Annotated in this window: 20 protein-coding genes and 1 tRNA gene; 16 read left to right on the top strand and 5 right to left on the bottom strand. The window is 71.8% G+C overall.

The window, feature by feature from the left end; genetic code table 11:
• The first annotated feature begins 4 nt into the window (after nt 1–4).
• The 15 genes from ACN267_RS13085 to ACN267_RS13015 all read left to right on the top strand — a co-directional run bounded on the left by ACN267_RS13085 (nt 5) and on the right by ACN267_RS13015 (nt 17,592).
• Nucleotides 5–871 carry a hypothetical protein gene (locus ACN267_RS13085; protein WP_204962036.1) on the top strand — a complete coding sequence of 289 codons (867 nt, stop codon included), beginning with the start codon at nt 5–7 and terminating at the stop codon, nt 869–871.
• A gap of 1 nt (nt 872) precedes the next feature.
• Entirely contained in the window at nt 873–2,543 is a 1,671-nt protein-coding gene (gene murJ, locus ACN267_RS13080) for a murein biosynthesis integral membrane protein MurJ (protein WP_281898771.1), read from the top strand.
• On the top strand, nt 2,540–3,715 hold the full coding sequence (locus tag ACN267_RS13075) for a glycosyltransferase family 4 protein (RefSeq protein ID WP_421488797.1): 1,176 nt from the start codon (nt 2,540–2,542) through the stop codon (nt 3,713–3,715). Before murJ ends, ACN267_RS13075 begins: the two co-directional genes overlap by 4 nt.
• Nucleotides 3,715–6,114 (top strand): hypothetical protein, encoded by a 2,400-nt coding sequence (locus ACN267_RS13070; protein WP_204962033.1) that lies wholly within the window; start codon nt 3,715–3,717, stop codon nt 6,112–6,114. The genes ACN267_RS13075 and ACN267_RS13070 overlap by 1 nt, the downstream gene beginning before the upstream one ends.
• Before the next feature lie 125 nt (nt 6,115–6,239).
• Nucleotides 6,240–8,015 (top strand): CTP synthase, encoded by a 1,776-nt coding sequence (locus ACN267_RS13065; RefSeq protein ID WP_421488796.1) that lies wholly within the window; start codon nt 6,240–6,242, stop codon nt 8,013–8,015.
• Nucleotides 8,012–8,617: an NUDIX domain-containing protein gene (locus tag ACN267_RS13060; RefSeq protein WP_204962031.1), complete on the top strand. Its 606-nt coding sequence runs from the start codon at nt 8,012–8,014 to the stop codon at nt 8,615–8,617. Before ACN267_RS13065 ends, ACN267_RS13060 begins: the two co-directional genes overlap by 4 nt.
• Nucleotides 8,618–8,960: 343 nt before the next feature.
• Nucleotides 8,961–10,076: an alanine dehydrogenase gene (ald, locus tag ACN267_RS13055; protein WP_421488795.1), complete on the top strand. Its 1,116-nt coding sequence runs from the start codon at nt 8,961–8,963 to the stop codon at nt 10,074–10,076.
• A 32-nt stretch (nt 10,077–10,108) separates the two neighbouring features.
• Nucleotides 10,109–11,140, top strand: a complete 1,032-nt coding sequence (locus ACN267_RS13050) for a site-specific tyrosine recombinase XerD (protein ID WP_421488794.1) — start codon at nt 10,109–10,111, stop codon at nt 11,138–11,140.
• A gap of 171 nt (nt 11,141–11,311) precedes the next feature.
• The gene (locus ACN267_RS13045; RefSeq protein ID WP_088644512.1) at nt 11,312–12,235 is read left to right on the top strand and encodes a ParA family protein; all 924 of its coding nucleotides are present in this window, start codon (nt 11,312–11,314) and stop codon (nt 12,233–12,235) included.
• Nucleotides 12,236–12,375: 140 nt separating this feature from the next.
• A complete protein-coding gene (locus tag ACN267_RS13040) occupies nt 12,376–13,338 on the top strand; it encodes a segregation and condensation protein A (protein WP_421490418.1) in 963 nt (320 codons plus the stop codon).
• 4 nt (nt 13,339–13,342) lie between these two features.
• Nucleotides 13,343–14,326, top strand: coding sequence for an SMC-Scp complex subunit ScpB (gene scpB, locus ACN267_RS13035; RefSeq protein ID WP_421488793.1), 984 nt, complete (start codon nt 13,343–13,345; stop codon nt 14,324–14,326).
• Nucleotides 14,313–15,083 (top strand): pseudouridine synthase, encoded by a 771-nt coding sequence (locus tag ACN267_RS13030; protein WP_204962026.1) that lies wholly within the window; start codon nt 14,313–14,315, stop codon nt 15,081–15,083. Before scpB ends, ACN267_RS13030 begins: the two co-directional genes overlap by 14 nt.
• Before the next feature lie 186 nt (nt 15,084–15,269).
• Nucleotides 15,270–15,950, top strand: coding sequence for a (d)CMP kinase (cmk, locus tag ACN267_RS13025; protein ID WP_421488792.1), 681 nt, complete (start codon nt 15,270–15,272; stop codon nt 15,948–15,950).
• Nucleotides 15,947–17,344, top strand: a complete 1,398-nt coding sequence (der, locus tag ACN267_RS13020; protein ID WP_204962024.1) for a ribosome biogenesis GTPase Der — start codon at nt 15,947–15,949, stop codon at nt 17,342–17,344. Before cmk ends, der begins: the two co-directional genes overlap by 4 nt.
• 174 nt (nt 17,345–17,518) lie before the next feature.
• Nucleotides 17,519–17,592, top strand: a tRNA-Pro gene (locus tag ACN267_RS13015).
• A 115-nt stretch (nt 17,593–17,707) separates the two neighbouring features.
• On the opposite strand, the gene ACN267_RS13010 is transcribed toward ACN267_RS13015, so the two are convergent.
• The 3 genes from ACN267_RS13010 to ACN267_RS13000 form a co-directional block, all read right to left on the bottom strand.
• Nucleotides 17,708–18,064 carry a tyrosine-type recombinase/integrase gene (locus ACN267_RS13010; RefSeq protein WP_421488791.1) on the bottom strand — a complete coding sequence of 119 codons (357 nt, stop codon included), beginning with the start codon at nt 18,062–18,064 and terminating at the stop codon, nt 17,708–17,710.
• Nucleotides 18,065–18,173: 109 nt separating this feature from the next.
• Nucleotides 18,174–18,581, bottom strand: a complete 408-nt coding sequence (locus ACN267_RS13005; RefSeq protein ID WP_421488790.1) for a hypothetical protein — start codon at nt 18,579–18,581, stop codon at nt 18,174–18,176.
• Complete coding sequence (locus ACN267_RS13000; RefSeq protein ID WP_421488789.1) at nt 18,578–19,414, bottom strand: IS5 family transposase; 837 nt, start codon at nt 19,412–19,414, stop codon at nt 18,578–18,580. The genes ACN267_RS13005 and ACN267_RS13000 overlap by 4 nt, the downstream gene beginning before the upstream one ends.
• 574 nt (nt 19,415–19,988) lie before the next feature.
• On the opposite strand from ACN267_RS13000, the gene ACN267_RS12995 reads away from it, so the two are divergent.
• Complete coding sequence (locus ACN267_RS12995) at nt 19,989–20,930, top strand: hypothetical protein (RefSeq protein WP_421488788.1); 942 nt, start codon at nt 19,989–19,991, stop codon at nt 20,928–20,930.
• A 54-nt stretch (nt 20,931–20,984) separates the two neighbouring features.
• Here ACN267_RS12995 and ACN267_RS12990 read toward each other — a convergent pair whose 3' ends face one another.
• Both ACN267_RS12990 and ACN267_RS12985 read right to left on the bottom strand, forming a co-directional pair.
• Nucleotides 20,985–21,158 carry a hypothetical protein gene (locus tag ACN267_RS12990; protein WP_421488787.1) on the bottom strand — a complete coding sequence of 58 codons (174 nt, stop codon included), beginning with the start codon at nt 21,156–21,158 and terminating at the stop codon, nt 20,985–20,987.
• Nucleotides 21,159–22,316: 1,158 nt separating this feature from the next.
• The gene (locus ACN267_RS12985) at nt 22,317–22,511 is read right to left on the bottom strand and encodes a hypothetical protein (protein WP_421488786.1); all 195 of its coding nucleotides are present in this window, start codon (nt 22,509–22,511) and stop codon (nt 22,317–22,319) included.
• Nucleotides 22,512–22,638 lie beyond the last annotated feature (127 nt).

The following is a 22,638-nucleotide window of genomic DNA, read 5'->3' as shown; positions in this document are numbered from 1 at the left end:
CCGTATGAGCGGGATCGGGCGGCTGCTCGCCGCCGCCGCCGGTGCCGCCGCCGCCCGGTACGCGCTGCGGGAGGCCCGTACCTCCCCGGCGGGGCCGGCGCTGGAGCGGACCAACTTCCGGGGCCGTACGGTCAGCCTCGCCGCCGGGCCGGCGCTGGCCGTCGGGGCGTCCGGGGCGGGGGCGCTCGGCGCGGCCAGCGTCCCGGCCGGCGCGGCGGTGCTCGTCGCCGGCCTCGGCGCGGGCGCCGTCGGCCTCTACGACGACGTGGTCGGCGCCCGCCCGGAGCAGAAAGCCGCCAAGGGCTTCGCCGGTCACCTCGCCGCCCTGCGGGCCGGTCGGGTCACCGCCGGCATGGTCAAGGTGGCCGGGGTGGGTGCGGCCGGGCTCGCCGCGGCCGTACTGCTCGCCGCCGACCCGAAGGTCGCCGCGCACCCCCGCCGGCAGCGCCACGGCGCACTCGGCCGTACCGCCGACGTGCTGCTCGGCGCGGGGGTGGTCGCCGGTACCGCCAACCTGCTCAACCTGCTCGACCTGCGCCCCGGCCGGGCGTTGAAGTCGGGGGTGCTGCTCGGTGTGCCGCTGGCCGGCGGCCCGCACGCCGGTATCGCCGCCGGTGCGGTCGGTGCCGCCGCCGGGCTGCTCGACGAGGACCTCGGTGAGCGGGTGATGATCGGCGACAGCGGGGCCAACGCACTCGGCGCGCTGCTCGGGGTGGCCCTGGCCGCCCGCACCGGCCCGCTCGGCCGGGCCGGTCTGCTCGCGGTCCTCGCGGGTCTCACCGCGGCCAGCGAGAAGGTCAGTTTCACGGCGGTCATCCAGCGCACCCCGGTGCTGCGGGAACTCGACGCGCTGGGCCGGCGATCCGACTGACGTGACCAGACCGGCCCCCCTCGCCGGCACCGGTCGGGTGGCCGGCGCCGCCGCCCTGATCGCCGTGCTCACCGTCCTGGCCCGGCTCGCCGGGTTCGGCCGGACCGCCGTGTTCACCTGGGTCGTCGAACGCAGCGACCTCGGCGGCATGTACGTCCTCGCGAACACCGTTCCGAACATCATCTTCGAGATCGTGGCCGGTGGGGCGTTGGCCAGTCTGGTCGTACCGCTGCTGGCCGGGTCGGTCGCGGCCGGTGACCGGCGGGCGGTGGCCGCGACCACCGGGGCGTTGCTGACCTGGACGGTGACCCTGCTGGTGCCGCTGGCGGCGCTGGTGGCGCTCTTCGCCGACCCGGTCATGGCGGCGATCTCCGACGGGCGGTCCCCGGCGGAGGTGGCCGCCGGGGCGCGGATGCTGCGGGTGTTCGCCCCGCAACTGCCGCTCTACGGCATCGGCGTCGTGCTCACCGGGGTGCTCCAGGCGCACCGCCGGTTCGCCTGGCCGGTCGTCGCGCCGCTGCTGTCCAGCCTCACCGTCGTGGTGGTCTACCTCGTCTTCGGCGTCACCCAGGGGCGGGACGCGAGCATCGCGCAGGTGAGCCGGGGTGGTGAGCTGATCCTCTCCGGCGGCACCACCCTCGGGGTGGTGGTGCTGTCGCTGTCGCTGCTGGTCCCGCTGCGCCGCCTCGGGCTGACCTGGCGGCCCGGCTACACGTTCCCCGCCGACGCGCGGGCCCGCGTCGGTGGGCTCGCCGTCGCCGGGGCGGTCACCGTCACCGCCCAGCAACTCGCCCTGGTGGTCATCCTCAACCGGGTCTCCGGCGGCCCGACCGGCTCCCCGCAGGTGTACAACCTCGCCCAGACCGTCTACCTGCTGCCCTGGGCGGTGCTCGCGGTGCCGCTGGCGGTCGCCGCGTACCCGGGTCTGTCGGCCGCCGCCGCGACCGGCGACGACGACGGCTACCGCGCCACCGTCGCCTCGACCACCCGGGGGGTGCTGCTGTTCGGCTTCCTCGGCGCGGCGGCGCTGATCGGCACCGCCGAACCGGTCGGCCGGTTCTTCCCGCTCGGCGCGGAGCCGACCGCCGCCGCGATCGCCGGGTTCGCCCCCGGCCTGGTCGGCTACGCCCTGTTCGCCGCCCTGTCGCGGGCCCTCTACGCCCGGGGCGCCACCCGGGCCGCCACCGCCGCCATCACCACCGGCTGGCTGGTCGTGCCGCTGGTCGCGCTGCCGCTCGCCGCGCTGCTGCCGCGCGCCGACCGGGTGCTCGCCGTCACCCTCGCCAACTCCGTCGGCATGCTGCTGCTCGGGGCGCTGCTGGTCGTCGCCGTACGCCGCAGCGCCGGGCCGGCGGCGCTGGCCGGGGCCGGCCGGGCCGCCACCGCCGGCCTGTTGGCGGCGCTGGTCGCCGCCCCGGCCGGAGGGATCACCGCCCGGCTGGCCGCCGGCGGCGGCACCCCGACGACAGCCGGGGCACTCGTGCAGGGCATGCTGTCCGGGGCCGTGGTCGGCGCGCTGTTCCTCGCCGTCGCCTGGCTGGTGGACCGGCGGGACGTCGGGCCGCTGCTCACCGGCGTACGGCGTCGGCTGGGCGGCCGGCGACCGGCGGGTGACCCGCAGGACGGCGTTGCGCGCGACGCCGGTGACGGGAAGGAGACCCTCTCCCCATGACCGACGCGACGTCCGCCCCTGACACCCGGGGCACGGTGGTGCTGCTGCTCGCCTCCAGCACCGGCGGGGTGGGCCAGCACGTCCGGTCGGTGGCGCGCGGGCTCGTCGAGGCCGGCCAGCCGGTGCTGGTCTGCGGCCCGGCCGCCACCGCCGAACAGTTCGACTTCACCGCCACCGGGGCCCGGTTCACCCCGGTGGAGATCTCGGCCAACCCGACACCCGCCGACGCGCGGGCGGTCACCGCGCTGCGCCGGGCGCTGGCCGGTGAGCCCGTGCGGGTGGTGCACGCCCACGGGCTGCGTGCCGGGCTGGTCGCCGCGCTCGCCCGGCCCGCAGCGCCGCTCGTGGTCACCTGGCACAACGCGGTGCTCGCCGGCGGGCTGCGCGGGCGGCTGTCCCGTCTCGCCGAACGGGTCGTCGCCCGCTCCGCCCGGGTCGCCCTGGGTGCCTCCACCGACCTGGTGCAGCGGGCCGCCGCGCTGGGCGCCACCGACGCCCGGCTCGCCCCGGTCGCCGCCCCGGCCCTGCCCGCCCCGCGTCGGCGTCGCGCCGCCGTACGCGCCGAGTTCGGTGTCGCCGCCGGGCAGCCGCTGGTGCTCTCCGTCGGCCGGCTGCACCCGCAGAAACGCTACGACGTGCTCGTCGACGCCGCCGCCCGGTGGCGTACCCGCACCCCGCCGCCGGTGGTGGTGATCGCCGGCAGTGGCCCCGCCTACCTGCCGTTGGCCGCCCGGATCTCCGCCGAGCGTGCCCCGGTGACGCTGCTCGGGCACCGTACCGACGTGGCGGACCTGCTCGCCGGGGCCGACCTGGCGGTGGTGACCAGCGACTGGGAGGCCCGGCAACTGTTCGCCCAGGAGGCGCTGCGGGCCGGCGTACCGCTGGTGGCGACCGCCGTCGGCGGGCTGCCCGAACTGGTCGGCGACGGCGCGTCGCTGGTCCCGCCCGGCGACGTCGACGCGGTCGACGCGGCCGTCCGGTCGCTGCTGGACGACCCGAGCCTGCGCGCCGACCTGGCGAAGCGGGGTGCCACCCGGGCGGCCAGCTGGCCCACCGAGGCCGACACGGTCGCCGCGCTGCGGGCCCTCTACACGGAGCTGGACGCCGACCCGGCCGGCCGCGCCGGGGCGTCCGCCCCCGGCACCGACACCCCCTCGACGGGACGCGCCTGATGCTGCGCCGATTCACCCCGGTCCTGCTCACCCTGGTCGTGGTGGCGCTCGGGGTCACCGCCCTGGCCGCCCGCCCCGACAGCAGCCCACCCCGGCGCACCGCCGACTACGTGGTGCTGGCCGGGGTGGCGGGGCTGCGCTGGTCCGACGTCGACCCGCAGAGCACCCCGACGCTGTGGCGGATGGCGCAGCAGGGTTCCATCGGGTCGCTGTCGACCCGCTCCGCGCACCGCCCGACCTGCCCGGTGGACGGCTGGCTCACCCTCGGCGCGGGCAGCTACGCCGGCTGGAACGGCAGCCGTCAGCCGGGCGGGTGCCCACCGGCGGCGGTGACGGTGGAGCAACCCGACGGGATCGGCGCCAACCTGCCCGACCAGGAACGGGTGGTCGCCTACAACGCCGACCGGCAGCCCTGGGGCACGGTGCCCGGTTCGTTGTCGGAGTCGGTGCGCTGCTCGGTGGCGGTCGGCCCCGGTGCCGCCGTCGCCGCCGCCCGCCCCTTCGGCCGGGTCGACAGGTACGCCCCGGCGCTGCCGGCCGACCCGTCCGGGCTGCTCGGCTCGTGCGTGCTGAGCATCGTCGACCTGGGCACGGTCAGCGGCACCGACCCGGCCGACCGACGGGCCGACGCCCGACGGGCCGACGAGGCGTTGGCGAAGGTGCTGGCGGCCCGGCCGCCGCGGTCCCTGGTGCTGGTCGCCGGGGTGTCCGACACGGAGGCACCGGCCCGGCTGCACGTGGTCGTCGCCGACGGCCCGGGGTGGGAGCACGGTTGGCTCACCTCCGCCAGCACCGGCCGGGAGGGTTACCTGCAACTGGTCGACCTCGCGCCCACGGCGTTGACGGCGCTGGGCCGGCCGATGCCCGAACGGCTCTTCCTGGGCCGGCCGGCGGTGAAGGTCGACGGTCGCCCGGACGACCTGGCCGGTGCCATCGCCGCGCCGGCCGACGCCGACCGGGAGGCCGCCGCCCAGCGGGCCGTGGCCGGCTGGTTCTTCGGGCTGCTCGCCGCCGCCCAGATCGTTCTCGCCGTCGCGGTGCTGCCGCTGCTGCGCCGGGCCCGGCGGCTGGCCGGCCCGCACAGTCCGCCGCCGGTGTCGCCGCGGATCGTGGCGACCGTGGAGCTGCTGCTGATCGCCGTCGCGCTGGCGGTGCCCGCGGCCCTGCTCGCCGATGCGGTGCCGTGGTGGCGGGGTGGGCACGCCGGCGTCTACTTCGCCGTGGTGACCGTCGCGTTGATCGTCGGTGCGACGGCCCTGGTCCGGTTCACCCCCGGCCACGACCGCACCCTCGGCCCGCTCGGCGCGGTCGCCGGCCTGGCCACCCTGGTGGTCGGCGCGGACGTGCTCAGCGGTGCCCGGTTGCAGCTCAACGGGGTGGTCGGTTACTCGGCTCTGGAGGGGGGCCGGTTCTCCGGCCTCGGCACGGTGGGCCTGGGGGTGTTCCTCGCCGGTTCGCTGCTCAGCGCCGGGTGGCTGGCGCAGCGGGTCCGCCGGCAGTGGCGGCCGATGGTGGTGGTGGCGGTGGGCGGGCTGGCCGTGGTGGTGGTCGGCAGCCCCTACCTGGGGGCCGACTCGATCGGTGCGATCGCGTTGACCGCCGGGGTGGCGGTGGCCGCCGCGATCAGCACCGGCGGCTGGTTGACGGTCAGCCGGCTGGTCTGGGCGACCATGGCCGGGTTGGCGTTGACCATCGGGTTCGCGGTGGTGGACCTGCGTCGGCCGGTGGAGGAGCGGGGGGCGCTGGGCCGGTTCCTGACCGCCCTGGGCGAGGGCACCGGCGGGTTGACCGTGCACCGGGCCAGCACGGCGAACTTCCAGACCCTGGTGAACAGCCCGTTGACGGTGCTGGCGGTCGTCGGGGTGCTGCTGGTGTGGTTCGCGCTGCTGCAACCCTGGGGTGGGCTGATGCGGCTGTTCGGCATCTACCCGGCGATCCGGGCGGCGTTGGCCGGCACGGCGCTGGCCTCGGTGATCGCCGGTCTGCTCGGCGGTTCCGCGCTGGACGTGGCCGGGGCGGCCGGGGCGCTGGTGGTGCCGATGGCGGCGTTGGCCTCGCTGCGGGTGCTGGACCACTCCACCGACCGGACCCAGCCGGGCACCGGCCAACCGCGTCCGGACGGCCCCGGTGGTGGCCCGTCCGGCGGTGCTCCGACCGGCGGCCGACCCGACGACGACGGTGGGGCGGCCCGCCCCGGCGACGGCACCGGCACCACGGCGGTGCCCGACGGCGGCGGGACGACCGGTTCGGGCGACGACGACGGCGACGGCGGCCCGGCCGCCGGGACCCGGCCGGCAGGCCGTAGCGCGACCCGGGTGCCGGTGGCGCGGACCGCCGCGCCGGAGGTGTCGACCGGGACCGGGGCGACGGCCGGCCGGCCCGGCGTCGGGACCGGATAGCCCGAGGTCGGGTGCGACGCCGGGTGGCCCCGGGTGAGGTGTTACCGTGGAATCCCGTGGATCGCGTGATCACTTGATCGGCACGGCGGTTCGCACGACCGCTACGGACGACACGGGAGCAGGCCTTGGCCCCTTCAGCACGCACGACCCGGCACATCTTCGTCACCGGGGGCGTCGCCTCCTCGCTCGGTAAGGGCCTCACCGCCTCCAGCCTCGGCAATCTGCTCACCGCACGCGGGCTGCGGGTGGTCATGCAGAAGCTCGACCCCTACCTCAACGTCGACCCCGGGACGATGAACCCGTTCCAGCACGGCGAGGTGTTCATCACCGAGGACGGCGCGGAGACCGACCTCGACGTCGGGCACTACGAGCGGTTCCTTGACCGGGACCTCTCCGGCAAGGCCAACGTCACCACCGGCCAGATCTACTCCGACGTGATCGCCAAGGAGCGGCGCGGTGAGTACCTGGGCGACACCGTCCAGGTCATCCCGCACATCACCAACGAGATCAAGGCGCGGATCGTCGGCATGGCCGACCCGGACGCCGACGGCCAGATCCCCGACGTGGTGATCACCGAGGTCGGCGGCACCGTCGGCGACATCGAGTCGCTGCCGTTCCTGGAGGCGATCCGGCAGGTACGGCACGACCTGGGCCGGGACAACTGCTTCTACCTGCACGTGTCGCTGGTGCCCTACCTCGCCCCGTCGGGGGAGTTGAAGACCAAGCCGACCCAGCACTCGGTGGCGCAGCTGCGCAACATCGGCATCCAGCCCGACGCGATCGTGCTGCGCTGCGACCGGGAGATCCCGGAGAAGCTGAAGCAGAAGCTGTCGCTCTACTGCGACGTGGACGCCGAGGCGGTCGTCGCCGCCCCGGACGCGCCGAGCATCTACGACATCCCCAAGGTGCTGCACCGCGAGGGGCTCGACGCGTACGTGGTGCGCCGGCTCGGCCTGTCCTTCCGGGACGTCGACTGGACCCGCTGGGACGACCTGCTGGAGCGGGTGCACCAGCCGCACCACACGGTCACCGTGGCGGTCGTCGGCAAGTACGTCGACCTGCCCGACGCCTACCTGTCGGTCAGCGAGGCGATCCGGGCCGCCGGGTTCGGTCACCGGGCCCGGGTGCAGCTGCGCTGGGTGCCCAGCGACGACTGTGTCACCCCGGCCGGCGCGGCGTCGGCCCTGGCCGGCGTGGACGGCATCGTCATCCCCGGCGGGTTCGGCGTCCGCGGCATCGAAGGCAAGATCGGCACCGCCCGGTACGCCCGGGAGAACGGGGTGCCGCTGCTCGGGCTCTGCCTCGGCCTGCAGTGCATGACCATCGAGGTGGCCCGCCACCTGGCCGGCCTCGACGCGGCGAACTCCCTCGAGTTCGACGAGGACGCCAAGCACCCGGTCATCGCCACCATGGCCGACCAGCAGGACATCGTCGCCGGCCGGGGTGACCTGGGCGGCACCATGCGGCTGGGGGCGTACCCGGCGACGCTGGCCGAGGGGTCGATCGTGGCCGAGGCGTACGGCGCCACCGAGATCAGCGAACGGCACCGGCACCGCTACGAGGTGAACAACGCCTACCGGGACCAGCTCACCAAGGCCGGCCTGCACATCTCCGGCACCTCCCCGGACGGCCGGCTGGTCGAGTTCGTCGAGCTGGACCGCAGCCTGCACCCGTTCTTCGTGGCCACCCAGGCGCATCCGGAGCTGAAGAGCCGCCCGACCCGCCCGCACCCGCTGTTCGCCGGGTTCGTCAAGGCGGCCGTGGCGTACTCGCAGGCCGACCAACTGCCGGTGGACCTCGACCCGGTGCCCGGGGCGGCGACGACCGAGACGGCGAAGAAGGCGGCCCCGACGGCGAAGAACGCGTCCCGCAACGGCGCGACGGCGTCGTCCGCGTCGTGAGCGCCGTCGAGCACCGCTACGAGCTGCGTTCCCGGGTGCAGCGGTACGCCGGGCGGATCTTCACGGTGGTCACCGACGAGGTGACCATGCCCGGTGGGGGCACCGCCACCCGCGACTACGCCCGGCACGTCGGCGCGGTCGCCGTGGTCGCCCTCGACGACGCCGGTCAGGTGGTGCTGGTGCGCCAGTACCGGCAGCCGGTCGGACGGCACCTGTGGGAGCTGCCCGCCGGGCTGATGGACGTCGCCGGTGAGGACCTGCCGGTGGCCGCCGCCCGGGAGTTGGCCGAGGAGGCCGACCTGACCGCCGCCCGGTGGGACCTGCTGGTCGACGTGCACACCTCGCCGGGTTTCTCCGACGAGGTGGTCCGGGTGTTCCTCGCCCGGGAGTTGGCCGAGGTCCCCGTCGGGCAGCGCCACGAGCGGCACGACGAGGAGGCCGACCTCCAGGTCGTCCGGATCGACCTGGACGAGGCCGTCGGCATGGCGCTGGCCGGGGAGATCACCAACGGGCCGTGCGTGGCCGGGCTGCTGGCCGCCGCGCGGGCCCGCGACGCCGGCTGGTCGGTGCTGCGCCGCGCCGACACCCCGCTGCACCGCTGAATCCGTCCGCCGACAGGGGCCGCCGCGGTTCGCCGCGCGGCCCCTGCGTCGTACGCCCACCCGGTCGGCGCGGTGCGTCACGACGTCGTTGCGGGAGTGTTTCCCGTGCGGCGGTCGGGGCCGCGCGGTGCGACGATGGGTGTGATGCCGAACGGCAGGCCCGCGCGGTATGCCTGACACACCGTCAGGCGGATCGGGCACCGGCTGTCACTGTGCCGCCCGTCGGGGGAGGGCGGCACGCCTAGACTGCCGCCGGCGGGACCGGTGGACCGCGTCGGCAACGGAGCCGACGGGGGCACCGCGCAGTCCGGGGTGCGGCACCCCGGAGGAAGGTGTCTGCATCGTGAAGGTCGGAATCCCCCGCGAGGTCAAGAACCACGAGTACCGCGTGGCGATCACGCCCGCGGGCGTCAACGAGTTCGTCCGTCACGGTCACCAGGTCTTCGTCGAGGCCGGCGCGGGCGTCGGGTCCAGCCTCACCGACGACGAGTTCACCGCCGCCGGGGCCACCATCCTCGGCACCGCCGACGAGGTGTGGGACACCGCCGAGCTGGTGCTCAAGGTCAAGGAGCCGATCGCCGAGGAGTACCACCGGATGCGTGCCGGCCAGGTGCTCTTCACCTACCTGCACCTGGCCGCGTCCAAGGAGTGCACCGACGCGCTGGTCGACCGGCAGGTCACCGGCATCGCCTACGAGACCGTCGAGCTGCCCGACCGGTCGCTGCCGCTGCTCGCCCCGATGTCCGAGGTGGCCGGCCGGCTCGCCCCGCAGGTCGGCGCGTACCACCTGCAGCGGCAGGGCGGCGGACGGGGCATCCTGATGGGCGGCGTCTCCGGGGTGTACGCGGCGAAGACCGTGGTCATCGGCGCGGGCGTGTCCGGGATGAACGCCGCCGCGATCGCGCTGGGCCTGCAGGCCGAGGTGCTGCTGCTGGACAAGAACGTGGCCCGGCTGCGGCAGGCCGACGCCATCTACCGGGGCCACCTGCAGACGGTCGCCTCCAACGCGTACGAGATCGAACGGGCGGTGCTCGACGCGGACCTAGTCATCGGCGCGGTCCTCGTCCCCGGTGCGAAGGCCCCGACGCTGATCTCCAACGAGCTGGTGTCCCGGATGAAGCCGGGCAGCGTGCTGGTCGACATCTCCATCGACCAGGGTGGCTGCTTCGAGGACTCCCGCCCCACCACGCATGCCGAGCCGACCTACCAGGTGCACGACTCGATCTTCTACTGCGTGGCGAACATGCCCGGCGCGGTGCCGCACACCAGCACCTACGCGCTGACCAACGTCACCCTGCCGTACGCGCTGGAACTGGCCAACCAGGGCTGGCGCGACGCGTTGCGCCACGACCCGGCCCTGGCGCTGGGCCTGAACACCCACGACGGTCAGGTTGTCTACGGCCCGGTCGCCGAGGCGCACGGCATGGCTGTCCTGCCGCTCGACGAGGTGCTGGCCTGACCGGGCAGACGACGCAGACTCCGGCACCCGAAGTGCCCCGCCCGGCCGGGGACGCGGTGCCGGGGGCGACAGGTGACGGGGCCGGGGAGCCCGCGCCGGCCCTGCGACGGGCGGTGCGCGGCTACCTCGACCACCTGACCGTCGAGCGGGGACTGTCGACGAACACCCTCACCTCGTACCGGCGGGACCTGGAACGGTACCTGGACACCCTGGCCGCCGCCGGGGTGTCCGACCTGGCCGCCGTCGACGCCCGGCAGGTCGAGGCGCACCTGGCCCGGCTGCGCGCCGGCGACGACGACCATCCGCCGCTCGCGGTGACCTCGGCCGCGCGGGCCGCCTCCGCCGTGCGTGGGCTGCACCGCTTCGCCGTCCGCGAGGGCCTGACCGGCGACGACCCCAGCCGCGACGTGCGCCCACCCACCCCGGCCCGGCGGCTGCCCCGGGCGCTGCCGGTCGACGACGTGGTCCGGCTGCTGGAGGCCGCCGGCCCGGTCACCGCCACCGGCGACGGGGCCGCCCTGGCCCTGCGCGACCGGGCGCTGCTGGAGTTCCTGTACGGCACCGGCGCGCGGATCTCCGAGGCGGTCGGCGTCGCCGTCGACGACCTGGACGTCGACGAGGGTGCCGTCCTGCTGCGTGGCAAGGGCGGCCGGACCCGGCTGGTGCCCATCGGCGGGTACGCCGTCGACGCGCTGCGCGCCTACCTGGTGCGGGCCCGGCCGGCGCTGCTGGCCGCCGGGCGGGGCACCCCGACGGTGTTCGTCAACGCCCGGGGCGGGCCGCTGACCCGGCAGGGGGCGTGGACCGTGCTGCGGCGGGCCGCCGGGCGGGCCGGACTGCCGGTGGACGGGCCGCACGCGGTCTCCCCGCACACCCTGCGCCACTGCTACGCCACCCACCTGCTCGACGGCGGCGCGGACGTGCGGGTGGTGCAGGAGTTGCTCGGCCACGCCTCGGTCACCACCACCCAGGTGTACACGTTGGTCACCGTGGACCGGCTCCGCGAGGTGTACGCCACCAGCCACCCCCGCGCCCGCGACGCGGACCCCCCGCCGGCCCGCTGACCGGCCGCTATGCCCGACACGCCGGACCGGTGCCGAACGCGCTGGTCGCCGGTGGCGTAGAGTCGGCATCGGCGCGGACCTCCTGGGCGACAACCGGGGTGCGCAGCGGCGCTGCGAAGGACGTCGGAGTGTTCCGACGCCGGGTGGTCGTCGGGAGGGGGCAACGAGGACATGGCTGGCAACGGTGACCGTGCCGACGCCTGGACGTCGGAGCTCCGTGAGCAGCAGGCGTCGCTCGGCGCCGACCTGGGCCCGGCCGATCCGGCCGCCTACACGATGCGCAAGCCGATCCCCGAGCCGATGCCCACCGACCGGCACGGCCCGGCGCGGATCATCGCGATGGCCAACCAGAAGGGTGGCGTGGGCAAGACCACCACCACCATCAACCTGGGCGCGGCCCTGGCCGAGTACGGCCGCAAGGTGCTGCTCGTCGACTTCGACCCGCAGGGCGCCCTGTCGGTGGGCCTGGGGGTCAACCCGCACAACCTCGACCTGTCCGTCTACAACCTGCTCATGCAGGACGACGTCATCGCCGAGGACGTCCTGATCAAGACGGACGTGGCCGGCCTGCACCTGCTGCCCGCCAACATCGACCTGTCGGCCGCCGAGATACAGCTGGTCAACGAGGTCGCCCGGGAGATGGCCCTGGCCCGGGTGCTGCGGACCATCCGCAAGGAGTACGACTACATCCTGATCGACTGCCAGCCCTCGCTGGGTCTGCTGGCGATCAACGCGTTGACCGTCGCGCACGGCGTCCTCATCCCGCTGGAGTGCGAGTTCTTCAGCCTGCGCGGGGTGGCGCTGCTGCTGGACACCATCGACAAGGTCCGCGAGCGGCTCAACTTCGACCTGGAACTCGAAGGCATCCTCGCCACCATGTACGACAGCCGCACCACCCACTGCCGGCAGGTGCTGCAACGGGTGGTCGAGGCGTTCGGCGACAAGGTCTACCAGACCGTCATCACCAAGACGGTGAAGTTCCCCGAGTCCACGGTGGCCGGTGCCCCGATCACGACGCTCGACCCGGCCTCCTCGGGGGCCCGCAACTACCGGCAGTTGGCCCGTGAGGTGATCGCGGCCCAGGCCGACCGGTAGGCCGGGGTGCACGCCGGGGCGTCCCGGTCGGCGACGACGTCCGGGACGTGGACTACGGTCGTCCGGTGACCGCGCCACCGCTGGACCCGCCGGCGACCCCGCAGCAGCCGCCCGTGCTGGCCGCCGAGGTCGCCGCCGACGTGGCGACCGACCCGGCGGGGGTGCCGCAGGCAGGGCAGAGCGGCGGCTTCACCGTCCGGCTGGCGAACTTCACCGGCCCGTTCGACCTGCTGCTGCAACTGATCAGCAAACACAAGCTGGACGTCACCGAGGTGGCGTTGCACACCGTCACCGACGAGTTCATCTCCTACATCCGCGCCATGGGCGACGAGTGGGACCTCGACGAGACCAGCGAGTTCCTGCTCATCGCCGCGACCCTGCTCGACCTGAAGGCGGCCCGGCTGCTGCCGTCGGCCGAGGTGGAGGACGAGGAGGACCTCGCCCTGCTGGAGGCGCGGGACCTCCTCTTCGCCAGGCTGTTGCAGTACAAGGCGTACAAGGAGGCGGCGGCGCACATCGCCGAACTGGAGGCGGTCGGCGGTCGGCGGTACCCGCGCGCGGTGACCCTGGAGGCCCGCTACGCCGAGGCCCTGCCCGACCTGGTGCTCGGCATCGGCCCGCAGCGGCTGCTGAAGCTCGCCGTGCGGGCGATGACCCCGAAGCCGGTGCCCGAGGTGTCCATCGCGCACGTGCACCTCGTCCGGGTCAGCGTCCGGGAACACGCGGCGGTCCTCGCCGAGCGGCTACGCCGGGCCGGGGTGGCCACCTTCGCCCTGCTCTGCGCCGACTGCGCGATCACCCTGGAGGTGGTGGCCCGCTTCCTGGCCCTGCTGGAGCTGTACCGGGAGGGGCTGGTCGCGTTCGTCCAGGAGGAGGCCCTGGAGGAGTTGACGGTGCGCTGGACCGGCCCCGCCGACGGTAGCGCCGAACTGCACGTCGACGAGTACGCCGGCAGCCCCGCCGACCCCGACCCGGCCGGTGCCGCGCCCGCCGTGGCGGACCCCGCTCCGGCCGCCCCCACCGCCCCGGTGCGTGCCGGCCCGGTGTCCGCTGACCCGGCGTCGGCCGGGACGGTGGACGAGCCCGCATCGATGCAGGAGTGACGTGATGAGCGACGAGGAGCGGCAGGACTCGCTTGCCGACCAGGCCGCCGCCTGGATCCCCCCGTGGGAGCGCCCCGCCCCGCAGCGCAAACCCGCACCCGGTGCGCCTGACTCCGGGGCCGAGGACGCTCCCGTTTCGTCGGCAACGGACACCGTCGACGAACTCCCCGCTGCGGCGGCACCACCCGCAGCCGACGCCGAAGCAGCCGACGGCGAGACCGCCGACGCCGGGACGGCCGGTCCCGAGCCTGCTACCGACGGGACACCCGAACCCGGACCCGACGAGGACGTGACCACAGCCGCCGTGACCACAGCCGGTGGGGCGGCTGGCAGCGACGCCGGCCCGGAGACGGCGGGGGAGCGGGGTACTGCGGGCGTACCGAAGCGGCAGCCGGCCGGGCGACGGCGGGTGACGGTCGCCCCGCCGCCGGCACCCGAACTCGACGACGCGGAGCTGCGCGGCGCGTTGGAGGCCATCCTGCTGGTGGTCGACGAACCGGTCAGCGAACTGGTGCTGGCGCAGGTGCTGGAGCAGAAACCGGAACGGATCGGGCCGGTGCTCGACGACATCGCCGCCGGCTACACCGCCGCCGGGCACGGGTTCGAGCTGCGCCGGGCGGCCGGAGGATGGCGGCTGTACACCAGGCCGGAATACGCGGCGTACGTGGAACGGTTCGTGCTGGACGGGCAGTCGGTCCGGTTGACCCAGGCCGCCCTGGAGACACTCGCGGTGGTCGCCTACAAGCAGCCGGTGACCCGGGGTCGGGTGTCAGCCATCCGGGGTGTCAACTGTGACGGGGTGCTCCGTACCCTGGTCTCCCGAGGGTTGGTCGAGGAGTGCGGCGCCGAACCGGACAGTGGGGCGTTCCTCTACCGGACCACCACGATGTTCCTGGAGAAGCTGGGCCTGGACTCGGTCGCCGACCTGCCCCCGCTCGCCCCGTTCCTCCCCGACGACGTAGAAGAGCTTGCCGATGCCACGCGATAACCGTTCCCCCAAGCCCGACGCCCCCGTGTACGAGGGTGCCGAGCGCCTGCAGAAGGTGCTCGCCGCCGCCGGCGTCGGTTCCCGACGTGCCTGCGAGGATCTGATCTTCCGGCGTCGGGTGACCGTGAACGGGCGGGTCGCCCAGCTCGGGGACAAGGTCGACCCCGCCACCGCCGTGATCCACGTCGACGGGGAACGCCTGCAGGCCGACAACCGCCTGGTGTACGTGGCGATGAACAAGCCACGCGGGGTGGTCACCACGATGGCCGACGAGAAGGGCCGCAACGAGCTGGCCGAGTTCATCGGCAACCGGGTGGAGCAGCGGGTCTACCACGTTGGGCGGCTCGACGCCGACAGCGAGGGCCTGCTACTGCTCACCAACGACGGCACCCTGACCCACAAGCTGATGCACCCGTCGTACCAGGTGCTCAAGACGTACCTGGCCGAGGTTGCCGGGCCGATCCCGCGTAACCTCGGCAAGCGGCTGCTGGCCGGTGTCGAGCTGGAGGACGGGCCGGTCAAGGTGGACTCGTTCAAGGTGGTGGACACCCTGGGGCGAACCGCCCAGGTGGAGCTGAGCCTGCACGAGGGACGCAAGCACATCGTCCGGCGGTTGCTGGCCGAGGTCGGGCACCCGGTGTCCCGGCTGGTGCGTACCTCGATCGGGCCGATCAAGCTCGGTGACCTGCGCACCGGGCGGATCCGGCGGCTGACCAACGCGGAGGTCGCCGCCCTGTTCAAGGCCGTGGGTGACTGACCCGAGTCGTAGCGGGTAGGCGTGCCGGTAGGCTTCCACGCGGCCCGCGGGCCGCGTGGTGGCGTGCGCCGCCCCGGCGGCGCGGAGACACCCGCGAGGCGCGGGCATGATTGACGACGATGGACGACCGCTCAACGGCGTCGGGACGACCGACGACCCGCGAGATACGGGCTGAGGAGGACAACGGTGGAGGAAAACGTACGGGCCGGGCGCTGCGTGGTCGCTGTGGACGGGCCGTCCGGTTCGGGTAAGTCCACCGTCTCGCGGCGGCTCGCCGCCGGCCTCGGTGCCCGCTACCTGGACACCGGTGCGATGTACCGGGCGATCACCTGGGCGGTGCTGCGTTCCGGCGTCGACCTGGCCGACGCCGCCGCGGTGGGCAAGGTCGCCGAGGAGGTCGAGCTGCGCATCGGCACCGACCCCCAGGGGTACGGCGTGACCGTCGACGGGGTCAACGTCGACCGGGAGATCCGGGGTCCCGAGGTGACCGGTGCGGTCTCCGCGGTGGCCGCCGTCCCGGCGGTGCGGGCGCTGCTGGTGGCCCGGCAGCGGGAACTGATCACCCATGCCGGCCGGATCGTCGTCGAGGGGCGGGACATCGGTGCCGTGGTGGCCCCCGACGCCGACCTGAAGGTCTACCTGACCGCCTCCGAGGCGGCCCGGGCCCGGCGGCGCAGTGCCGAGGACGCCGTCGACGTCGCGGCGACCGCCGCCGACCTGGCCCGCCGGGACCGCCTCGACTCCACCCGCACGGTCGACCCGCTGCGGCAGTCCGCCGACGCCGTCGAACTGGACACCACCGAGCTGGGCATCGACGAGGTCGTCGACCTGCTGCGTGGGCTGCTCACCGAGCGGGGAGTGGCATGAGCGACGGCTGGGTGGAGCTGCGCGAACCGGACGTCGAAGCCGACGAGCCGACCGGTCCGCAGCCGGTGGTGGCCGTGGTGGGCCGCCCCAACGTGGGCAAGTCGACGCTGGTCAACCGGCTCATCGGTCGCCGGCAGGCGGTGGTGGAGGACACCCCCGGGGTGACCCGGGACCGGGTGCCGTACGACGCGCAGTGGAACGGCCGGACGTTCACGGTGGTGGACACCGGCGGTTGGGAGCCGGACGCGAAGGACCGGGCGGCGGCGATCGCCGCGCAGGCCGAGACGGCGGTGCTCACCGCCGACGTGGTCATCTTCGTGGTCGACGCGATGGTCGGCGCGACCGACGTGGACGAGGCCGCGGTGAAGATGCTGCGGCGCAGCGCCAAGCCGGTGATCCTGGTGGCGAACAAGACCGACAACAGCGCGATCGAGCTGGAGGCCACCTCGCTGTGGTCGCTGGGGCTCGGCGAGCCGCACCCGATCTCCGCCCTGCACGGCCGGGGCGCCGGGGAACTGCTCGACGCGATCCTCGACGCCCTGCCCGAGGCCCCCAAGATCGTCGAGAACCGGCCGCGCGGCCCCCGCCGGGTGGCCCTGGTCGGTCGGCCCAACGTCGGCAAGTCCAGCCTGCTCAACCGGTTCTCCGGGGAGGAACGGGCGGTCGTCGACTCGGTCGCCGGCACCACCGTCGACCCGGTGGACAGCCTGGTCGAGATCGGCGGCGAGACCTGGCAACTGGTCGACACCGCCGGGCTACGCAAGCGGGTCGGCAAGGCCAGCGGCACCGAGTACTACGCCAGCCTGCGCACCGCCGGGGCGATCGAGGCGGCCGAGGTGGCGGTGGTGCTGCTCGACTCCAGCGAGCCGATCAGCGAGCAGGACCAGCGGATCCTGACCATGGTCGTCGAGGCCGGCCGGGCCCTGGTGATCGCCTTCAACAAGTGGGACCTGGTCGACGCCGACCGCCGGTACTACCTGGACAAGGAGATCGACCGGGAGCTGCGCCGCATCCCCTGGGCGATTCGGCTCAACCTGTCGGCGCAGACCGGCCGGGCCGTCGACAAGCTCGCCCCCGCGCTACGTAAGGCGCTGGCGAGCTGGGAGACCCGGGTGCCCACCGCACAGCTCAACCAGTGGCTCACCGCCCTGGTACAGGCCACCCCGCACCCGGTGCGCGGCGGCCGAGCCCCGAAGATCCTCTTCGCCACCCAGGCGGGTGTCTCCCCGCCGCGGTTCGTGCTGTTCACCACCGCCCCCCTGGACGCCGGCTACCAGCGCTTCGTCGAGCGCAAGCTCCGCGAGGAGTTCGGCTTCGAGGGCAGCCCGGTGGAAATCTCGGTACGCCCCCGCAAGAAGCTCGGCCCCGGCGGCCGGGGCAAGGCCCACGGCTGACCGCCACCGCACAAGGGCTGCCGCTCCTCCCTCCGGGGAACGGCAGCCCTCTTTCCTAGGACGCTTTAGGGGTGGTGGGGGTGCACACCGACGCGGCGGGGGGCTGTGCGCGCGGTGCGAAGATCCTGCGCTAAGCTGTACCGGCTGCCGCGGGGGAAACCACGCGGGGAGCATCGGGACGTGGCGCAGCTTGGTAGCGCACTTGACTGGGGGTCAAGGGGTCGTCGGTTCGAATCCGGCCGTCCCGACAGATAAAAAGCCCTGACCAGCGGGAACGCTGGTCAGGGCTTCGATTTTCTTCTATGAAGATTTGAACCTCCCCCCGAAAACCCCCCGTTTACCGGGGTGGGCGGTCAGGTTCTGTCATCCATGTGCATCGTTGGGATTTGGTGGTACGGAACGGCGGTGGCGGTGGGTGCCCAGCCGTTCGAGGATGTCGGAGACGTCCGGGGCTTGGACGGCTTTGGCGATGTAGTAGGTGTCGGTGACCTCCTCGCTGGAGTGTCCGAGCTGCGCGGACGCGCTCTTGGTGTCCTTCTCTTCCTTGATGAGGGTGGCGACGGTCTTGCGGAAGGTGTGCGGGGTGACCCAGTCGAGGTCGGTGTCGGCGCGGGCCTGACGCCACTGGCGGCGGACATTGTTGGGGGAGAGCCAGGTGCCGCGCCGGGACGCGAAGATCGCATCGTGGGGGTTGTCGGGGGCGTCGACTTTGCGGTCCATGAGCATGCCGATGGCGAATCGGGGCAGGACGACCATCCGGTGGCCGGCGTCGCTCTTGGTCCAGGGTTGTCGGAAGATTCCCTGGCCTGTGAGAGGACGGTTCGGAGGATTACGTCCGTTTCGGGGCGAGGGTGAATACGCCGGGTTCGTCTTCGGTGAGGACGTGGCGGTTGACCATGCGTTTCAGTTTCGCGCGGGTGCTCTCGACGTGTTTCGGTAGAGGTTCGACGCCGAGTGCGAGGCAGATGCCCTTGGCGCGCATGCCGGCGGGCTCGGTGGTGAGGACGTGCAGGATCTGCTGGTAGGGGCCGCTGGCTATCGTCGGGTCGTCGGCGGTGAACTCGGCTGCGGCGAGCCCTCGTAGGGTGGTGCGGGTGGTCACCAGATCGGCCAGTTCACGCTCGGTGTGGGCGAGTTCGGCGGTGAGCGCGGTGATCTGCTCGCGGAGCCGGTCGGCGGTGTGGCGTGTGGTGGCCTCGCGTCCGGCGATCAGGTCGAGAACCGTGGGAAGGTTCACCGGTGCCGCCAGGACGATGTGCTGGTCCCGGTCAGTCGGCGCACGATGATCGCCGTCGACGCCCACAGTGTTCGTGACGTCGAGGACTCGGGTCGGCTCTCGTACTCGCGCACGAGTCGGCGGTGCAGCATCAGAGTGCCGTAGGTCTGCTCGACGATCCACCGCCTGCGGATCGGCACGAACCCCGAGCGGGTGTCGGAGCGTTTGACGACCTCGATGTCGATGCCCGCCACGGCGCCGTGCAGGGCGAGGTCCTGTTTGAACCCGGCGTCGACGAAGGCGCGGGTCACCGTCGGGGTGTGTGCGACGACTTTGTCGAGCAGCCGGATGCCGATGGCGTTGTCGGTGACCGACGCCGCGGTGACCACGACCGCGATGACCAGCCCCAACGCGTCCACGGCCAGGCCCCGCTTACGCCCCGACACCTTCTTCCCGGCGTCCTTGCCGGTCGTGGCCGCCGGGACGTGGTTCGCCGCCCGGATCGACTGGGTGTCCAACACCACCGCGCTCGGATCCTCGGCACGGCCGACCTTCTCCCGGGCCTGGCAGCGCAGCAGATCGTGGATCACCTGGTCGGTGCCGTCGTCCCGCCACAGGGCGAAGTAGTAGTAGGTGGCCGACTTCGGTGGCAGGTCGTGCGGCAGGTACGCCCACTGACAACCGGTCCGGTTCTGGTAGAAGATCGCGTTCACGATCTCCCGCAGCTCGTAGTCACCCTCACGGCCCGACACCGACACCGCGACCCGCTTGGCCTTCCACGCCTGCAGAAACGGTCCGATCAGCTCCCACTGCTCGTCGGTGACATCACTGGGATACCGCTTTCGATCACCCATGACCGGGCTAACGCCCCATCCACCCGACGGTCACGACCAGAACTCACATTCAACCCATCGACCTGCCGCTATCCATAGCGAACCCGCCGGAAGGCCACCAACCGGACTCAACACATAGATCAGACCAAGCTACTGCGGACCGCCCTCTCAGCACGTAAGGGACCCTTCGATGCCTCAAACGCTACCAGTCCGGACGCCTATACCGCCCTACGCGCATACTCCGCAGCCCACTACCACTTAAGCCTGGAACCAGCGGCACGCCGCCATCACAAATGCCGCATTTGGTTTGATCAAGCACATAACAACTCTTCAAGGTTCACTCAAATCAAAAAAGTGCCAATGTCGATATTGACCTCCCTGAGCAGGAGAAACTCGCTCGATGTGCCTGGGTGTCAGCGCCAATGGCCGTTGACATGCCACCAGAAGGGTGATCGACTCGTGACGCAACGGCGATCGCGTTGTCACTGAGAGTAGTTTGGTCAAGGTGTGGAGGCATTGGCGGCAGAAACTAAAACACTGGGGGATCTACCCCCTGCCCTACTTCTTTCCTGCGCCCACGAATGAACGAGGTTTAGTGAAAATCGAAAGAGTTGTTCCGAGCGGTTTCATTGCTGCAGCAATAGCGACGATTATGGTCCTGGGTTTTGTAACACCTGCCTCGGCCAGTTCGAGTTCTGCGACCGAGAGGGTTAATCGGGCCCTGGCGGCGGCGGGCGTGCCCAAAAAGGGTGCATCGACAGTTTCGGTTGGGGCGGAGGGGATCTCGCTGCAGGCCGAATTTCCTTCTGCCAAGATCAAGTCAAATGGTAAGAGTGTTGCCATTTCCCTTGAAGCTAAAGGCAGTCAGGCCGTAAGTGTCGACGCCTCAACCAGAATTTTTGGTCAGGTGGCCCGCGATACTGACGCGCTCGTTCGAAAGTCGGACGGCGGCGTGCAGATCATCAGTGTCATGCAAAGCAGCGCCGCCCCGGCCAGGCAGCGATACAAAGTGGAGTTAGCTGCTGGCGAGAAATTGATCCCGGCCGGGTCGGGATTCGAGATCGTCGACTCGGACGGTCATCGCTCTGGCGCGATCGAAGCCCCGTGGGCCAAGGATGCGACCGGAAAGAGCCTCCCGACCCGCTACCTGCTGGAAGGTGACACGCTAATCCAGGAGACCAGGACTGCGGAAGCTGTCTTCCCTGTGGTGGCGGACCCCAAGTTGACGTACGGCGTTGGCGTCTACTTGAACATGTGGGGCTACGAGGTACGGGCGTACGCGATCGCGATCATCGGCCTCGGTGGCGTCACCTTCGTAGCTGCCTGCACCTCAATCGGGAGCATTCCGAACCCAGCTTTGAAGACCGTCGCCACTCTAATCTGCGGTGCCGCTTCGGTCAACCTCACCAAGGTCTGGACTGCCATGGTTGACACCTACTACACCACCACTATCAATGACAGTTCTTGCTACCAACAGAAGATCGTTCCAGCAGTGGCTTCTAAGCTCACCATCGTAAGCTCATCCAACTGCTTGTAGCCGAACGCAGGCGTGTGGGTCGCCCCGGCTCCGGGGCGACCCACACGACTATGGTCACACCCGCTCATCCTTCCGTGAACGCGCCAGGATAAGATCAGCGATAAGGACCAATGCCATTCCGGCAATTCCCAACAAAGCTGCTTGCCAAATCGGCAGATCAACCACCATGCCAACAATGAACAAGACTAGCAGTGCCGCTGGATAGGCAAATCGCACATAGCGCGTCATGATTAGACTATACCATGACGTAAAGCTGGGCTGATGTAGACTCCAATGCAAGAATCTGCCGCCCGTTCTTGAGTTATTCTCTCGTTGTCATGAACTCGATCAACCTTGCCAGCAGGCCGGCGTCAGTCCTTCTTGGTCAGACCTGGCTACATTGCTTTAGAGGATCGGCGTCGAGGTGCGCCAAATTTGGCAATTTCGGCGAAAGCTGCCAGCAGGGTTTTGCGGGCGGAAGGGGGCGCAGGATCTTGAAGCCTTTCATGCGCCTGGTCGTGCACATACAAGATCGACGCGGTGAACGAGGTCTACCTGGAGACCGGGCGGCGCAGGGCCCCGGCAAGGTCGTGACGATGTCTGACTTGTGATGCTTGGAGTGGAGACGCCGTTGTCGGTGGCAGCAAGACGGGAATGACCTTTTGGAAGATCATCAAGGTTCTCAACGCCTGCTGATCGTCCGAAATGAGTCATGCCCGCGCTGCCATCGCTGGTCTCGTCCTTGTCTCGCGCATCGGCTCTGACCACTGCGGAAACCGCTGGCAGGCTGCCCGACGCGCTCGCCGGTCTGTCTGATCCACGCGCCAGGCGAGGTGTCCGGCATCGGCTGACGGTTGCGGTCACCGCAGGCACGCCCGCCGCGAGATCCGCAGCCTCAGAATCCTGAGCGTCTCCACCGGCATCGACTTCCCGAACGCTGCCCAAGCCATCCAGATCCGCCGCCGCAGGCACCGCCTGGACCAGCCGAACGCTTGACCACCGAGACCGTTTACGCCCTCACCAACCTCCGCCCCCACCAGGCCAGGCCGGCACAGCTGACCGGTTGGATCCGCGAGCACTGGTTGATCGGGAGCAAAGTCCACTGGGATCGCGACGTCACCTATGACGAGGACCGCAGTCCGCACCGGCACGGACCCGAGGTCATGGTCGCACTAGGTAACGCTGCGATCGGCGCCCCGGCGGCAGGTCGGGGCCACCAACATCGCCGCCGCCAACCGACATCACACCCGCGACAGCAAACGCCCGCTGGCGATGCTCGGCATCACCTGGCGACTTTGCCGGGGCACTGGGTCGGTATCTTCGCCTGCCGCTTGGGTTGCCCGCAGTGACCCACTGTCGCTCATCACTCGGCGCGAGTAGGCCGGTCCTGACCCGCGCGAGCATCGGCTACAGGTGTCTGGTGTCGGTGAACGAGAGGCGATGAGAGTGCTCGCTGTCGAGCCCAACTTGTGTGAGGGACTGCTGATAGCGGTGCTGCAGCTTGGTGGCGGCTTCCGGCTTGTTGAAGGCGATAAGGGCACGGCCGGCGAGCCTGTGCAGGTCGGCGTTGTACGGGTCGATGCGGATGCCGTCCTGCAGCAACTGTAGGGCGCGGTTTGGGTCAGACTCTTTGGCGGCGAGGGCTGCGCAAAGGTCAATGACTCGGCGGCGGGTTGCTTCGCGGTGGGAGTCAAGCCATGGCCAGGTGCGTGTGGCGGCGAGGTCGGCG

Source organism: Micromonospora sp. WMMD734, assembly GCF_049178975.1.
Classification (GTDB): domain Bacteria; phylum Actinomycetota; class Actinomycetes; order Mycobacteriales; family Micromonosporaceae; genus Micromonospora; species Micromonospora wenchangensis.
Note: the sequence above shows the minus strand (reverse complement) of the source record. Positions and strands in the feature narration are given on the sequence as shown.

Bases quoted from the DNA above. Each gene is read 5' to 3' on its own strand.
- ACN267_RS12990 (WP_421488787.1), bottom strand. From the start codon at position 21,158: ATGACGCGCTATGTGCGATTTGCCTATCCAGCGGCACTGCTAGTCTTG.
- ACN267_RS13030 (WP_204962026.1), top strand. From the start codon at position 14,313: ATGCCACGCGATAACCGTTCCCCCAAGCCCGACGCCCCCGTGTACGAG.
- ACN267_RS13075 (WP_421488797.1), top strand. From the start codon at position 2,540: ATGACCGACGCGACGTCCGCCCCTGACACCCGGGGCACGGTGGTGCTG.
- ACN267_RS13010 (WP_421488791.1), bottom strand. From the start codon at position 18,064: ATGGACCGCAAAGTCGACGCCCCCGACAACCCCCACGATGCGATCTTC.
- ACN267_RS13000 (WP_421488789.1), bottom strand. From the start codon at position 19,414: ATGGGTGATCGAAAGCGGTATCCCAGTGATGTCACCGACGAGCAGTGG.
- scpB (WP_421488793.1), top strand. From the start codon at position 13,343: ATGAGCGACGAGGAGCGGCAGGACTCGCTTGCCGACCAGGCCGCCGCC.
- ACN267_RS13085 (WP_204962036.1), top strand. From the start codon at position 5: ATGAGCGGGATCGGGCGGCTGCTCGCCGCCGCCGCCGGTGCCGCCGCC.
- ACN267_RS13070 (WP_204962033.1), top strand. From the start codon at position 3,715: ATGCTGCGCCGATTCACCCCGGTCCTGCTCACCCTGGTCGTGGTGGCG.
- ACN267_RS13045 (WP_088644512.1), top strand. From the start codon at position 11,312: ATGGCTGGCAACGGTGACCGTGCCGACGCCTGGACGTCGGAGCTCCGT.
- der (WP_204962024.1), top strand. From the start codon at position 15,947: ATGAGCGACGGCTGGGTGGAGCTGCGCGAACCGGACGTCGAAGCCGAC.